This window comes from Bergeriella denitrificans NBRC 102155, assembly GCF_001592185.1.
GTDB lineage: Bacteria > Pseudomonadota > Gammaproteobacteria > Burkholderiales > Neisseriaceae > Neisseria > Neisseria denitrificans.
Genome location: NZ_BCWL01000023.1, coordinates 1 through 15,398, shown reverse-complemented (window position 1 = coordinate 15,398; position 15,398 = coordinate 1). Strand labels below are relative to the sequence as shown.

The following is a 15,398-nucleotide window of genomic DNA, read 5'->3' as shown; positions in this document are numbered from 1 at the left end:
ACATTTCCAACAAAAAAGCCGTCTGAAAAATCAAACATCCGATTTTTCAGACGGCTTTTTACTTCTCTATACCAAAGCAACCGGTTTAAGCAAATGCCTGCAATTCAGGATTGATGTCGGATTGCGCCAGGTTATTGGTGTAGTTGCACAGGGTTGCCAAAGCAACGCCCAATACCACTTCCACGGCTTGCTGCTGGTTGTAGCCGGCGTCGAAGAAGGCTTGCAGCTCGGCATCGGATACCGCGCCTTTGTTGGCCATCACGGCTTGAGTGAACGCGGCCAGCGCGCTCAGTTTGGCATCGTCAAATGCACCGGCATCCAAAGCGCGGGCGGCTTTGATGGAGGCTTCGGACAGCAGTTTTTTCAGGGTTGCCAGTTTGGTATGGCCGGCCACGCAGAAACCGCATTGGTTGGTTTTGGCGGCAATAATCTGCACCACTTCCACTTCGCCCGCGGTCAGGCTGGTGGCGGCGTTCAGCTTGCCGACTTCTTGGTAAAACGCCAGAGCTTCGGGCGAGTTGGCCAATACGCCGATCAGGTTGGGCAAAAAGCCGTTGTTTTTCAACGCTGCTTCTACGCGCGGTTTGGCGGCTTCCGGAGCAGATTCGACGGTGTGTACGGTTAAACGGGCCATACTGGATACCTTTCAAAATGATTTTACGGGCGCGGCAGCCGTGCATCAGGCCGCTGCGAAAGGGAAACGCCGGGCGGTGCCGCGGGCGGACTTTTCCGATATTTAGGCGCTGTGTTGCGTTTTCAAGCCCGCAGTGCAACAAAAAGCAAATTCCGCTCGCTGCCCGGCCATCAGGCCGTCTGAAAATCCGCCCTTACCAGCGGTAGGCCAGCCCCAGCCAGTATTGCCGCCCGATTTGGTAGGCGCTGATATTGCTGCCCGCCGCGCCGCCGACATTGGATGCGCTGCTGCCGGCGCTGACTTTTTTATCCAATACGTTCAACACGTCCAAGCTGATATCGAGCGTGTTTTTGCGGACAGGAATGGCCCATAAAAACCGCCAATCCAGCGTCAACGCCTGCTTGTAGTCTTTGAGGCGGTAATCATATACCCGCCCCTGCCAGTCGCCGCAGGCCTGCGGCTGGCTGGAATCTTGGCATTGATTGACTTGATAACGGACGTAGTTTTTATAGGCCGTCTGAAAATTCAGCGCGTGCGTCCACTTGAAATGCCATTTGGGAATATCGGTTTGCAGCTCCAGATAGGCCGACCACGGGCTGTTGAAGGTCAGCGGCGGCATATCCGCCAGCGTGTCGTAGCGTTTGCCGTCGCGCAGGTAATAGGCTTGGTTGGCGCCCATATTGGCGATATCGGGGGTCAACACTTCTTCATAAGTGCCGTTGTAGCTTTTGCGGTAGCGGTGGTAGCGTGCGCCGGCTTTGTAGGAAAGCTGCCAAATGCCTGCTTGGTAAGGCTTGGCGTTTTCCAAAGTCAGCTTGTAGAGGTTGGAGTTGCCCCGGCCGTCGTTGCGGACGATTTTATTACCGTCGTCATCGGTGGCCGGTGTGAATTGGTCGCGGCTTTTGCGGTGCACCCATTTGGCGTTCATCACATGATTGCCGAAGCGGTAGACGAAGCCCAAGTTCGCTTCATCGCTGTAAGGCGTATCCAGGCCGCCCACCGACCAGCTTTGCGAGTTGTTCATATAGCGGGAAAAACGCCATTCGCCTTCGCCGCGCTGCGGGTCGTTGGCGCGGATATAGGCTTCGTTGGGCGCGATGCCCTGCCGCAGCGCGTAGGCCAGCATACTGCCGGCGTAATAGCGGTTCAGGCCGCCGTTTAGGCGGAAGCGGCCGTTGCCCAAGGTGTCGTAATCAAAAGAAAAACGCGGGGCGACGTCGAAATTGCCCAAAAAGCTGTTGTATGCCGCGTTTGCGCCCACATTCGCCCGCAGCCGCCCCCAAGTCAGCTCGTCGTTCAGATACACCGAATAGCTGTCGGCTTTGGCTTTGGCGCGGAACGCGGGGAAATACGTCATATGCGTTTGGTATTGCTCGCCGGCAATGCAGTCGCGGCAATTTTGGCTGACATTGGTGATATTGGCCGGATAGCCGTTGGCGCGCGTATTGTAATAGGCATACATATAACGCGATGCTTCAGGCCGCTCGGAGCGCGCCCGCGCGATATCGGCGTTGAAGCCGAAGCCGAAGCGGTGGGTCACGCTGCCGGTTTGCCGCGGATTCAATCGGTAATCCTGCTTCAAAGTCCAGGTATGGTTTGCCGATTCCAGCGTGCCGAAGCCGCCCTGATAGGCACGTTGGCAGCCGTTTTTGCCCATTTGCGTACACCAGCCCAGGCTGCTGTCGGTATCGTAGGCACTGCCCAGCCATTGATAGGAATCGGCGCCGCCGTCGTAGGCAATGCGGTTGCGCTGGCGGGTATAGGCCAGCGTCGTATCCACATCGCCCCAATCGGCCACGCGCTGCGATTCGAGCGCGAAGCGCCAGCCGCCGCCGCTGCTTTGGTAGCGGCTGTCGGGCGTATTGGTGCGGAAATAGGTGTTTTCGTGCGGCGAATACATCAGCGTGGCATTGACTTTATGGCCGTCTGAAAAACGGTGCGTGCCTTTGAACAGCCAGGTTTCCGTCAAACGCTTTTCGTCTTTCCACTCGCCGCTGCCCAGATAGCGGTGGTATTCGGGAATCACCGACTGCGTGCGGTTGTAGCCGAGTAATACCGCGCTGCGTTCCCCCAAAGGCAGGTTAAGGTGGGCTTGGTAAATCTGCTTGGTAAAATCCGGCTGCACATCTTCTTCGGCCAAAGCCGCTTCAAATTCGTCTTCTTTTTGGTCTTCACTCAAATGGTAATTTGTCCACGACGAGCGCGTGGTGCGAAAGCCGATGCGCCCGCCCGCTTTCTGCGTATCCGGCTCGGCCAGCTTGGCATCCACCACCCCGCCGGTAAAGTTTCCGTATTTGGCCGGCACATTGCTGTCGTACACATTCAGCGTTTTCAGCAGCGACGCGTCCACCTGAAACGCTTCCGGCGCGCCCGGCGCGATATACAGCGTGGTCGGCGCGGTTTCAAAGCTGCTTTCCACGCTGCGGTGGCCGCCATTGCTGAAACCCGGGTTCATAATGTCGTTGTTCGACAGGCCGTCAATTAAAAAAGCATTGTTGTAATACGGCTCGCCGTGAAAGCTCACCGCTTCCGGCGTAATCTCCCCTGCCTGCGCCGATTGGTTGGCAGTGGCGGAAAACTGCACCGCGCCGTTGTTTTTCAGTAATTCGTTTATCGTACCGTTGCGCGTCGGCAGGCGGCGGATGTCTGCCGCATCCAAATGCTGCGTCCCCGCTGCCCGACGCTCGCCGTACACATCCACATCCGACACCACCGCCTGCTGCACGGCTTCCGCAGCCGCGCCGACGGGCAGCCCCGCTGCCGCCAAAGCGGCGACCATTATTTTTACATTCATCTTGTCTCTCCTGACTATTTTTAATGTTGTTTTTCATTATATAATAATTATTATGTAATGATAATAGTTTTTATTATGTTTAAATTACTCACCCGCAGCGCCTCCGTAGCCGCGCTGCTGCTGATGGGCGGCTGTGCACTCTTGAGCAGCCGCTGCCCGCTTGAAGAAACCGAATGCCTGCGCCGCACCTACAGCCGTGCGCCGCAATATTGGCCGCGCCCGGTGATTGACGAAGGTGTCCGCTGGCGGGAGCTGGCGCCGATAAGCACGCCGCAGGCCGCCGACAGCCCCAAAGTCCGCCTGGGTAAAATGCTGTTTCACGAAACCCGCCTTTCTGCCGACAACAGCATCGCCTGCCGCCACTGCCATCTGCCTGCCTACGGCTTTGCCGAGCCGAAAAAAGTGTCTTCCGGCGTGGGCGGGCGGCTCGGGCGGCGCAACAGCATTTCCCTGCTGCATCTTTCCGAGCCGCAGCACTTTTTCTTTTGGGACGGACGCGCCCGCACGCTGGAGCAGCAGGTCTTGATGCCCATCAGCGACCCCGTCGAAATGGATTTGTCGTTAAGCAAAGTCGTGCCCCGTTTGGCCGAAAGCGGCTATGCGCCTTATTTTCAGACGGCATTCGGCCGCGATATCGACCTGCAGGGCGTGGCCGACGCGCTGGCCGCCTATCTGCGTACCCTGAGGCCGCAGCCCACGCGCTTCGACCGCTTTCTGCTCGGCGAAGCGGATGCCCTAAACGACAGCGAGCTGCGCGGCCTGCACCTTTTCCGCACCAAAGCCCGCTGCCTGAACTGCCACTCCGGCCCCATGATGACCGACGGTCTGATGCACAATCTCAACCAAGCCCTGCCCGGCCGCCCCGCCCAGGATTTGGGGCAATATGCCCACAGCGGCCGCCTAGAAGATTGGGGCAAATTCAAAACCCCGTCGCTGCGTAATCTCAGCCGCAGCAAGCCCTGGTTTCACCACGGCCTGTTTGTCAATCTGCGCGGCATCGTCGCCATCTACAACAACGGCATGCAGTTCGGCATTCCCGCCAATGCCCCGCCCGAAGCCTATGAAAACCGTCTCGACCCCTTAATCAAACCCTTGGGGCTCAGTCCTAGCGAGCGGCAGGATTTAACGGCGTTTTTAGAAGTGCTGTAAACGCGCAAAAGCCGTCTGAAAACCGGAACAAGTCGGTTTTCAGACGGCTTTGAATTAATTACAGTGTTACAATGGAAAATGAAACGCAATCAGAATATTCAATATACATCAAATTGCTTATCCTGCTTATGTTCACCAATATCCACCCCAATAAAACAAAACCATGTTATCTATTCCTTGAAATGATTAAACTGGTAAAATCATCGCTATATCTAAGATACAGCCTGCCCCAACATCTGTACGCAAACCCTATGCCGGAATTAATCGGTTTACGTAACCAGCATATGCAACCCTACACATATAACCCAAACGAATAATGCAGCAAACATCCTCCATACCGCTCAAACCCAAAATCCTGCTGGCTATGCCCACCGACGTGGCCCTATTCGAGTGTATCAAAAGCAATCTGCAATACCACGGCTTTGAGGTGACGACGGCGATTGCCAATGTCAGCAGCCGCCAGCTCCATGCCAATCCCTTTATTGTCCACCTGATGTCGTCTGAAAAGCCGACCGAGCCGGAATACTACGATTATGCGCTGTTTATCCGCAGCGATGTGTTCGCCGGCATGGGATTAATCGACAAAATCAAGCCGTATATCAAAGGCACAATGGCCGCTTACCAGTGGGACGCGTTAAGCCGCTTTCCCAATGTCTGGAAAGCCGTGCCGCTTTTCGATCGCTTTTTTGTGTACGACACCCAAGATTACCGGCAGCATTCGGATCGGTTTTTGCCCGCCAGCAATTTTTATTTCGACCACCTGCCCGTCCAAGCCCAAGCGCCCTCAGCCGATTTTTACTTTATGGGCGCACACGTACCCGGCCGGGAAACTGCCATCAACCACTTTGCCCAAACGGCAGAGCAGCTCGGCCTGAGCCTGAATTTCACCATCTGCGCGCCCAACCGCCAGCACCAAGCGCCGCTGCAGATGCTCTACCCGCGCGACAATATCCGCATCCATTGCGGCCTCAAGCCTTTTATGGAAAACCTGCTCGCCGCGCAAAGCGGCCGGATTTTGGTGGATTTCAAAACGCCCAAGCAGGAAGGCCTGTCGTTCCGCGCCTTTGAAGCCCTGGGCTACCGCAAAAAACTGGTCACCACCAATGAAAACATCAAACGCTACGATTTTTACCACCCTAACAATATTTTTGTGTGGGACGGCCAGGATTTGAGCGGCCTGGCAGAGTTTGCCCAACTGCCTTATGTCGAGCTAAATCCCGCCATACGCGGCAAATACAGCTTCGGCAACTGGATACGCTATGTGTTGGACTTGCCGCCTTATCAGGCTATCGGGCTGCCGGAGTGAGCTTGTCTGCAATAAGCAATCCCCCAAAGTATGACTTTGGGGGATTGCTTTGTTTTTCAGACGGCTTTTTATCGAATATTTCACAAGAATAGATAAGTCATTCTTTCAGGTGGCTGAGTGCAGTCGAAGCCCTATTGCATTGAAAAAGCCGTCTGAAAATCAGCCATACCCGATATCACATCCGGCAATGCAGTCCCATATCCCAAAACGCGACTTCCATGCGCGTGGCGGTGGTGAAAATATGCGCGATTTTGGCCTGCTGCGCGGGTGTCAAATCTTGGCAAAGGCTATCGAAAAACGCGCTGAAATCTACAGCAACCTGCTGGAAATCTTCCGCCGCATAAGTGTCTATCCACGCCTGATACGGATTGCCGGGTACGGGCGGCTGCGCGCCGATGCGTTTGCCGATTTCGGCGTAACCCAGCATACAGGGGGCGACGGCGGCATACAGCTCGGCCAGCGTGCCGCTGATGCCGCAATCCAATACATAGCGGGTATAAGCAATGCAGGCGGCAGATTCTTCGGTGGCAAAAAGCTCGGCTTCGCTGATGCCCCATTCGCGGCAATAGGCAATGTGTAAATCGATTTCCGACAATACGGCCTCGGCCATGCCGCGCGCGGTTTCCATTTGAGCGAAGTTTTCGGATTTGTACATCGCCAGCGCAAACATGCGGGTATATTGAAACAGATACAGATAATCCTGCTTCAGATAATGGCGGAAACTGGTTTCCGGCAATGTACCCGCCGCCAACTGCTCCACAAACGGGTGTTGCACATATTCCGCCCAATGCGGCTCGGCCTGTTCAATCAGGGTTTGGGTCAAACTCATCATATTCTCCTTTGAATGGTCGGGCAGCCTTATCCGGCAGATTGCGGATAAGGCTGCGAGGCTTTACAGACGGGGAACAGACCGTTTTTCAGACGGCCTGCGGGCACGGATACACCCTATTCCGCCCAGTTTTTCTTCTTAGTTGTCTGGCCGACACCCGGGTTGAAGCTGTTGGTCGGGTCGAGCTTGCGGTAAAACTGCTTCAGCTCAGGCTTGGCCGGATACAGATGGCCGACGTTGTGCTCCGCCGGATATTGCGCGCCGCGATCGTCGAGCAGTTTCCACATTTCGTGTTCCAAATCCAGGCAGTTGTGGCCTTTTTTCACGATGTAGTCTTGGTGGAACACATGGCACATAAAATGGCCGTAGTAGAGCTTGTGGCTGATTTTGCTGTCGATTTCAGACGGCAGCTTTTCAAACCAATCGCGGTCGTCGCGGCGCAGGGCGATGTCGAGGGCGACGATGTCTTCCACTTCCTCTTCATGCACGGCGCGGTAGCGGATAGCGGCGGAAGCGACGGCGAAACGGTGCAGCATAGCCGCTTGGGTTTCTTCGGGGCTGCATTCGAAATACGCGCCGCTCTTGCCGTTGAAATACTGTTTCAAAAACGCACGCGCTTCGTCCACACCTTTACCGCCCATTTTCAAAATCAGGTGGTGTTCGTATTTGTCGCGGTACGCACGCATGGATTTCGGCAGGTGGTCGGGCAATACTTTGCTCAAAAGCTGCAATGCCTTATCGGAAAAATGCTTGGGCAGAAAGCTGATTTTACGGCTGAAGCGGTCGGCACGCGCTTTCAGGTCAAACAACTTCGGCAGCTGGTGCGTACCGAATTTCTTAATCACATAAAACGTGTCTTTTCCGTAAACATCGGCAATATCAAACGCATCGCGGTGGATGTATTCGCCCGAAACCGGCAGCGTTTCAAATTCGGCCAGCGCCGCGCGGCGGATATCGGTGAGCTCGTTGATGTCGTTGGTGCCGATATAAAACACCGCCGTTTGCTTTTCCTGAGGGAAAGTATCCAGGCGCACGGCAAACACCATCAGCTTGCCCGCACAGCCGGAAGCCTCGTAATGGCGCGCCGGGTCGGCATTGAAACGCGCAGCGGTCGGCTCATCGACTTGGCGCACATGCTCGCAATAAGCATGGTCGTGGCCCTTGCCCGCATCTTGGGTGATGTCTTTGCGCTGGTAATGCCAGCCTTGCAGATTGGTCAAAATCTCTTCCGGATCTTCACCCAAATCAATGCCCAAATGGTTGACCAGATTCAGACGGCCTTCGGCATCGATTTCGGCATACAGCGCCATCTCGGTATAAGCCGGCCCGCGCTGCACCAATGCGCCACCCGAATTGTTGCACACACCGCCGAGCACCGACGCGCCGATACACGACGAACCAATCACCGAATGCGGCTCGCGGCCAAGCGGTTTCAACAGCAATTCCAGCTGGTTCAGCGTCGAGCCGGGCAGGCACACGACTTGTTCGTTATTATTAATCGGCTGGATGATGTCGATACGCATGGTGTTCACAATCACAATATCGCGGTCGTAATCATTGCCGTCGGGGGTCGAACCGCCGGTCAGCCCCGTATTGGCGGCCTGGGTAATCACAATCACATCCGCCTCCACGCAAGCCTGCAGAATTTTCCACATTTCCAAGAGCGTGCCCGGCCGCACCACCGCCAGCGCCCGCCCCTCGCCGAAACGGTAGCCTTGGCGGTACGGCTCGGTTTTGGCAGGGTCGGTGATGATGAATTTTTCACCGACGGTTTCAGTAAGCTTTTGAATGAGTTGCGAAGCGTTCATAACCTATCCTCTTTAATCACAATATAAAACTTTTTCATATCACTGCCCGATTGTAGTAGCTTGTTGCAGCCAAGTAAACCGCAAAAGCCGTCTGAAAATCCAAATACTTACCGCCGGATCATACAGATTTGCCGCGCGATGAAATATAGTGGAATTTTTAAAAAACAGAAATCTTTGTTGTCGTCATTAGCTTCGCAATTCGTTTTTTTAGGAATTTCAATACAATATCAACAAACCCCGGAAACAAACGCAAAAAAGCCCGTCCGCACAAAGCAGACAGGCTTCCCAAAATAAGGCGGCGAGCCAAACCCCCGGCACTGGCGCATCAGAGTGGGCTGCTGGCTTCCGCCCCTGACCCGTTGTTCCAAATAACCATGCGGGGAGACCCGCCTTAGAAAGCGTATTATAACCGTTTTCCCAAAAAATTCAAACACGCCCCCGCACCTGCCTGCCTGTTCCGCCCATGCCGTCTGAAAATCCGATTTTTCAGACGGCCTTTTTCCTTTTTCCCGGCAAAATTGTCAACAAAACGCATTCCCTGAAACTTCATTTCAGTATAAAATAAAAGGCCACTTGTCATTGAAAAACAATGCAAACCGGCATTCAAGATATTTTCAGACGGCCAAAGGCCGTCTGAAAAAAACAAAATCAAAAACATTTGCAAAACAACCTCCACGGACACACCCGCCATGACCACGACCACCGCCCCGCAGCGTATCCGCGAGATTCCCTACAACTACACTTCCTACACCGACCGCGAAATCGTCCACCGCCTCCTGGGCACAAAAGCATGGTCGATTCTGCAGGATTTGCGCAGCCAAAGGCGTACCGGCCGTTCCGCGCGTATGCTGTTTGAAGTGTTGGGCGACATGTGGGTGGTCGAACGCAACCCCTATCTGCTCGACGATTTACTGGCGCACCCCAAACGCCGGGAAGCACTGGTTCAGGAAATGCGCCACCGACTGGGCGAAATCCAAAACCGCCGTGACGACAACCCGCAAGTAGCCGAGCTTGTCGAAGCCGCAGAAGCCGCCGTTACCCGCTTCGACGCCGGATTTGAAGAAACACGCCGCAAGCGCGAGCGGGTTTTGGCGCGTTTGAGCAAAATCACCAAGCCGCACAACATCATGTTCGACGGTTTGGCGCGGGTCACACACGTGACCGACGCAACCGACTGGCGCGTGGAATATCCGTTCGTCGTCATCAATCCCGACAGCGAAAGCGAAGTCGCACCATTGGTCAAAGCCCTGATTGAGCTGGATTTGGCGATTATCCCGCGCGGCGGCGGCACAGGCTATACCGGCGGCGCCGTGCCCTTGGTAGCCAACAGCGCCGTCATCAACACCGAAAAATTAGATTTGCACAACGGCGTGCAATACGTCGCCCTGCCCGGTTTGGAAGGCAAGCATCCGATTATCCATTGCGGCGCGGGCGTCGTCACCCGCCGCGTGGAGGAAACGGCGCATAAAGCCGGCTTGGTGTTTGCCGTCGATCCCACCTCTGCCGACGCATCCTGCGTGGGCGGCAACGTGGCGATGAATGCAGGCGGTAAAAAAGCGGTATTGTGGGGTACGGCGCTCGACAATCTGGCCTACTGGCAGATGGTCAACCCGCAGGGCGAATGGCTGCGCATCGAGCGCGTACGCCATAATTTCGGCAAAATCCACGACGAAGAAACCGCCGTTTTCGATATTCATACTCTGTCTTCAGACGGCCTCTCCATCATGAAAACCGAACGCTTGGAAATTCCCGGCCACAAGTTCCGCAAAGTCGGTTTGGGTAAAGACGTAACCGACAAATTCCTGAGCGGCCTGCCCGGCGTACAGAAAGAAGGCACCGACGGCATCATCACCAGCTGCGCCTTTGTATTGCACAAAATGCCCGCACACACGCGCACGGTGTGTATGGAATTTTTCGGCACGGTTGCCAACGCCACACCGTCTATCGTAGAAATCCGCGACTACCTGCTCGGTCACGATTCAGTCAAACTGGCCGGTTTGGAGCATTTGGACTGGCGTTATGTCCGCGCCGTCGGTTACGCCACCAAAGCGGCGGGCAAAGGCCGTCCGAAAATGGTGCTGATTGCCGACGTGGTGTCCGACGACGAAGCCGCCGTGCAGCAAGTCGCCGAACACATGGTGGAAATGACCCGCAAGCGCGAAGGCGAGGGCTTTATCGCCGTTACCCCCGAAGCGCGCAAAACCTTCTGGCTCGACCGCGCGCGCACCGCCGCCATCGCCAAACACACCAACGCCTTCAAAATCAATGAAGACGTGGTGATTCCGCTGGAACGTTTAGGCGAGTATTCAGACGGCATCGAACGCATCAACATCGAATTATCCATCAAAAACAAACTCGCCCTGTGCAACGCCCTGCTCGAATACCTGCAAGGCCGTCTGCCCGTGGACAAAATGGGCACGGATTTGCCGAGCAGCGAACTGTTGGGCGACCGTGCCAAACACGCGACCGCCCACGTTGCCGCCGTCAAAGAACGCTGGGAATGGCTGCTCGCCAATATGGACGCGCCGCTGGCCGAATATAAGGCGCGCTACGGCAAAGCCGTGGTTGCCGCCGAAGAAGCGCAAGACAGCGAAAGCTGCTTTACCGCCTTCCGCGACTTCCGTCTGCGCGTATCCGTCAAATCCGACGTGATGAAACCGCTGGCGGAAATCTTCAGCGGCAAAACCGACACCAAAATCATTGACGCACTGGGCAAAATCCACAGCAAAACCGTGCGCGGCCGCGTCTTCGTCGCCCTGCACATGCACGCGGGCGACGGCAACGTCCACACCAACATCCCCGTCAATTCCGACGACAACGAAATGCTTCAGACGGCCTACCAAGCCGTCGACCGCATCATGAAAATCGCCCGCAGCTTGGGCGGCGTCATTTCAGGCGAACACGGCATCGGCATCACCAAGCTCGAATTTTTGAGCGACGAAGAAATGCAACCCTTCTGGGACTACAAAGCCCGCATCGACCCCGACAACCGCTTCAACCGCAAAAAACTGATGAAAGGCAGCGACCTGCGCAACGCCTATACACCCTCGTTCGAGCTTTTGGGCGCAGAATCGCTGATTATGGAAAAATCCGATTTGGGCACCATCGCCGAATCGGTGAAAGACTGCCTGCGCTGCGGCAAATGCAAACCCGTCTGCTCCACCCATGTGCCTCGTGCCAATCTGCTCTACAGCCCGCGCAACAAAATCCTCGGCGTCGGTTTGCTGACCGAAGCGTTCTTATACGAAGAGCAAACCCGCCGCGGCGTATCCCTGAAACACTTTGAAGAGCTGATGGATTTGGGCGACCACTGTACCGTCTGCCACCGCTGCGTGAAGCCCTGCCCGGTCAACATCGACTTCGGCGATGTAACCGTGGCCATCCGCAATTATTTGAACGACAGCGGCCACAAACGCTTCTCGCCCGCGGCCGACCTCGGCATGGCCTTCCTCAACGCCACCAACCCCAAAGCCATCAAAGCCTTGCGTGCGGCCATGATTCAAACCGGCTTTCCGGCGCAAAACTTTGCCTACAAAATCGGCAAACTGCTGCCCGTCGGCACCAAAAAGCAAAAGGCCGAGCCGAAAGCAACCGTAGGCAAAGCCCCCATTAAAGAGCAGGTCATCCACTTCATCAACCGCCCGCTGCCGAAAAGCGTACCCGCCAAAACACCGCGCTCGCTCTTAGGCATCGAAGACGATAAAAGCATTCCGATTATCCGCAACCCGCAAACACCGGAAGACAGCGAAGCCGTGTTCTACTTCCCCGGCTGCGGTTCGGAGCGCCTGTTCAGCCAAGTCGGCCTCGCTACCCAAGCCATGCTGTGGCACGTCGGCGTACAAACCGTGTTACCGCCGGGCTATATGTGCTGCGGCTATCCGCAAGAAGCCGGCGGCAACAAAGCCAAAGCCGAACAGATGTCCACCGACAACCGCGTTTCCTTCCACCGCATGGCCAACACACTGAACTACCTCGACATCAAAACCGTCGTCGTCAGCTGCGGCACCTGCTACGACCAGCTCGAAAAATACCGCTTTGAAGAAATCTTCCCCGGCTGCCGCATCATCGACATCCACGAATATTTACTGGAAAAAGGCGTGAAACTCGAAGGCGTGAAAGGCCGGCAATACCTCTATCACGACCCCTGCCACAGCCCGATTAAAACCATGAACGCCACCCAAATGGCCAGCGAGCTCATGGGGCAGAAAGTCATCTTGAGCGACCGCTGCTGCGGCGAGAGCGGCATGTTTGCCGTCAAGCGACCCGACATCGCCACCCAAGTGAAATTCCGCAAACAGGAAGAAATCGAGAAAAACCTGCAAGAGCTGAACGCGCAGCCCGGCGAGCAAGTCAAAATGCTCACCTCCTGCCCCGCCTGCTTACAGGGCCTGAGCCGCTACGCCGACGACAACGATATGCCTGCCGACTACATCGTCATCGAAATGGCCAAGCACATCCTCGGCGAAAACTGGCTGGACGAATTCGTCGCCAAAGCCAACGCCGGCGGCGTAGAGCAAGTCCGCCTGTAAACCGGCAGCCAAGGCCGTCTGAAAACCGCCCGCGTTTTCAGACGGCTTTCACGCAGCCGCCACCCGCATCACACGGATATCCAATATGCACACCCTCTATCTCGCCTCCGGCAGCCCGCGCCGCCGCGAAATTTTAGAAAACCTGGGCTACGCCCTCATCCGCATACCCGCCGAAATCGACGAAACCCCGTGCCCCGGCGAACCTGCCGCCGATTATGTGCAACGCATGGCGCGCGAGAAAAACGCCGCCGCCCTCGCCGCCCACAGCGGCACACCCGAATGCCCGATTATCACCGCCGACACCACCGTCGCCTACCGCAACCGCATTCTCGGCAAACCCGAAAGCCCCGCCCACGCCGCCGAAATGCTGACCCAGCTCTCCGGCACCACCCACCAAGTACTCACCGCCGTCTGCGTGTATTGGCAAGGCGAAACCCGTGCCGTATTGCAGCAAAGCGATGTCCGCTTCAAAACCCTGAACCCCGCCGAAATCCAAGCCTATATCGACAGCGGCGAACCGATGGACAAAGCCGGCGCATACGGCATCCAAGGCCTAGGCGGCGCTTTTGTCGAACACCTGCAGGGCAGCTTTACCGGCGTCATGGGTTTGCCCGTATATGAAACGCTGGAACTTCTCCGCAGCTTCGGTTTGGCGACCCCGCCTTTTGCCGCAGAAGCCGTCTGAAAAACAGTATTCTGTTTCTTCTTTTCAAGCGTTCCTTTACCCAAACTCATACCGTATGTATAGCCGAATAAAAGCATAATGAAACAAGGCCGCAAGCCGCAGACAGTACACATAGTACAGGTCGGCGGACTTGCTGCTTTAGCAGCTTAGTCAAGCCCCCTCTTTGAGCCGGGCGAGCCAACGCCGTAGCAGAAATTAATTTATCCGACTATAAATCAAGCCCGCCGGCATCGCCGCTTTACCCCCGCCGCCGCTTCGCGCATAATCTCGGCTGGAGAACGCCGCGCACCGCCGCAGCCCGAATCATCACAACAAAGGAAACCGACATGGCATTTTTGAAACTGACCGAACAAAACGTACAAGGCAAAACCGTCTTAATCCGTGCCGACATGAACGTACCGTTTAAAGACGGCAAAATCAGCGACGACACCCGCATCCGCGCATCGCTGGCTTCCATCCGCTACTGCCTGGACAACGGCGCGTCCGTTATCGTCATGACCCACCTCGGCCGCCCGACCGAAGGCGAATTCCACCCCGAAGACGACGTTGCCCCCGTCGCCGCGCACCTGGGCGGATTGCTGGGCAAAGAAGTCAAAGTATTGTCCGACTGGCGTGAAAACAAACCCGCGCTGAACGCCGGCGAAGTCGTCATGCTGCAAAACGTGCGCATCAACAAAGGCGAGAAGAAAAACGATTTGGAGCTGGGCAAAGCCTATGCCGCCTTGTGCGACGTATTCGTCAACGACGCATTCGGCACCGCCCACCGCGCCCAAGCCTCAACCGAAGCCGTCGCGCAAGCCGCACCCGTGGCCTGCGCGGGCGTATTGATGGCCGGCGAACTCGACGCCTTGGGCAAAGCCCTGAAAGAACCGGCCCGCCCGATGGTTGCCATCGTCGCCGGCAGCAAAGTGTCCACCAAACTCACCATTTTGGAATCGCTGGCCGACAAAGTGGACCAGTTGATTGTCGGCGGCGGCATCGCCAACACCTTCCTGCTCGCGCAAGGCAAACCCATCGGAAAATCGCTGGCCGAAACCGACTTGGTGGCAGAGTCTGAAAAAATCATGGCGAAAATGACGGCCAAAGGCGGCTCCGTACCGCTGCCCACCGATGTCGTGACCGCCAAAGAATTTGCCGAAAACGCCGCCGCCGAAAGCAAATCCGCAGACGATGTGGCCGCAGACGACATGATTTTGGACATCGGCAGCCAATCCGCCGCCGCTTTGGCCGAAATCCTGAAAAACGCCGGTACCATCGTATGGAACGGCCCGGTAGGCGTATTCGAGTTTGACCAATTTGCCGGCGGCACCAAAGCCCTGGCCGAAGCCATCGCCGAAAGCCAAGCCTTCTCCATCGCAGGCGGCGGCGACACGCTGGCGGCGATTGCCAAATTCGGCGTCACCGACAAAATCAGCTACATCTCCACCGGCGGCGGCGCATTCTTGGAATTCTTGGAAGGCAAAGAACTGCCTGCGGTTGCCATCTTGGAAAAACGCGGCGCATAAGCGCCCGACAGCAAACCGAAACCTGTGTTTGCCCAATCAAAAAGGCCGTCTGAAATTCAGACGGCCTTTTTTTACGACCCGATAAGCCACAGCCCGACGATATAGTCGGCGAAATGAAATTCTGATACAAGGCAAGCCGGCGCCGTAACAGAAATTACT

Annotated in this window: 10 protein-coding genes and 1 other RNA gene; 5 read left to right on the top strand and 6 right to left on the bottom strand. The window is 56.1% G+C overall.

All coding sequences use genetic code 11. The annotated features are described in order from the left end of the window. Positions 1-85: 85 nt before the first annotated feature. Together BDE01S_RS02875 and BDE01S_RS02870 are read right to left on the bottom strand one after the other, a co-directional pair. Positions 86-634 (bottom strand): carboxymuconolactone decarboxylase family protein, encoded by a 549-nt coding sequence (locus tag BDE01S_RS02875; protein WP_066077170.1) that lies wholly within the window; start codon positions 632-634, stop codon positions 86-88. Positions 635-827: 193 nt separating this feature from the next. Continuing rightward, the gene (locus BDE01S_RS02870) at positions 828-3,428 is read right to left on the bottom strand and encodes a TonB-dependent receptor (RefSeq protein ID WP_066077167.1); all 2,601 of its coding nucleotides are present in this window, start codon (positions 3,426-3,428) and stop codon (positions 828-830) included. A gap of 75 nt (positions 3,429-3,503) precedes the next feature. Here BDE01S_RS02870 and BDE01S_RS02865 point away from each other — a divergent pair, with 75 nt between their 5' ends. Together BDE01S_RS02865 and BDE01S_RS02855 are read left to right on the top strand one after the other, a co-directional pair. Next, complete coding sequence (locus tag BDE01S_RS02865; RefSeq protein WP_066077163.1) at positions 3,504-4,577, top strand: cytochrome-c peroxidase; 1,074 nt, start codon at positions 3,504-3,506, stop codon at positions 4,575-4,577. A gap of 316 nt (positions 4,578-4,893) precedes the next feature. Continuing rightward, positions 4,894-5,883 (top strand): WaaS/CpsH family glycosyltransferase, encoded by a 990-nt coding sequence (locus BDE01S_RS02855; RefSeq protein ID WP_066077157.1) that lies wholly within the window; start codon positions 4,894-4,896, stop codon positions 5,881-5,883. A gap of 175 nt (positions 5,884-6,058) precedes the next feature. Here the strand turns inward: BDE01S_RS02855 and tenA are convergent, their stop codons facing one another. The 4 genes from tenA to BDE01S_RS02835 form a co-directional block, all read right to left on the bottom strand. After that, positions 6,059-6,712 (bottom strand): thiaminase II, encoded by a 654-nt coding sequence (gene tenA, locus BDE01S_RS02850; protein ID WP_066077154.1) that lies wholly within the window; start codon positions 6,710-6,712, stop codon positions 6,059-6,061. Positions 6,713-6,828: 116 nt separating this feature from the next. Next, the gene (gene dld / locus BDE01S_RS02845) at positions 6,829-8,520 is read right to left on the bottom strand and encodes a D-lactate dehydrogenase (RefSeq protein WP_066077151.1); all 1,692 of its coding nucleotides are present in this window, start codon (positions 8,518-8,520) and stop codon (positions 6,829-6,831) included. A gap of 294 nt (positions 8,521-8,814) precedes the next feature. Further along, an RNA gene (gene ffs, locus BDE01S_RS02840) (signal recognition particle sRNA small type) lies at positions 8,815-8,911 on the bottom strand. Between the two features lie 12 nt (positions 8,912-8,923). Further along, a complete protein-coding gene (locus BDE01S_RS02835) occupies positions 8,924-9,196 on the bottom strand; it encodes a hypothetical protein (protein ID WP_169798081.1) in 273 nt (90 codons plus the stop codon). Between the two features lie 13 nt (positions 9,197-9,209). Here BDE01S_RS02835 and BDE01S_RS02830 point away from each other — a divergent pair, with 13 nt between their 5' ends. The 3 genes from BDE01S_RS02830 to BDE01S_RS02820 all read left to right on the top strand — a co-directional run bounded on the left by BDE01S_RS02830 (position 9,210) and on the right by BDE01S_RS02820 (position 15,239). Continuing rightward, the gene (locus tag BDE01S_RS02830; RefSeq protein WP_066077144.1) at positions 9,210-13,049 is read left to right on the top strand and encodes a DUF3683 domain-containing protein; all 3,840 of its coding nucleotides are present in this window, start codon (positions 9,210-9,212) and stop codon (positions 13,047-13,049) included. An 85-nt stretch (positions 13,050-13,134) separates the two neighbouring features. Further along, positions 13,135-13,734, top strand: a complete 600-nt coding sequence (locus BDE01S_RS02825; protein ID WP_066077141.1) for a Maf family protein — start codon at positions 13,135-13,137, stop codon at positions 13,732-13,734. A gap of 326 nt (positions 13,735-14,060) precedes the next feature. Beyond that, a complete protein-coding gene (locus BDE01S_RS02820) occupies positions 14,061-15,239 on the top strand; it encodes a phosphoglycerate kinase (protein WP_066077138.1) in 1,179 nt (392 codons plus the stop codon). Positions 15,240-15,398: the final 159 nt, after the last annotated feature.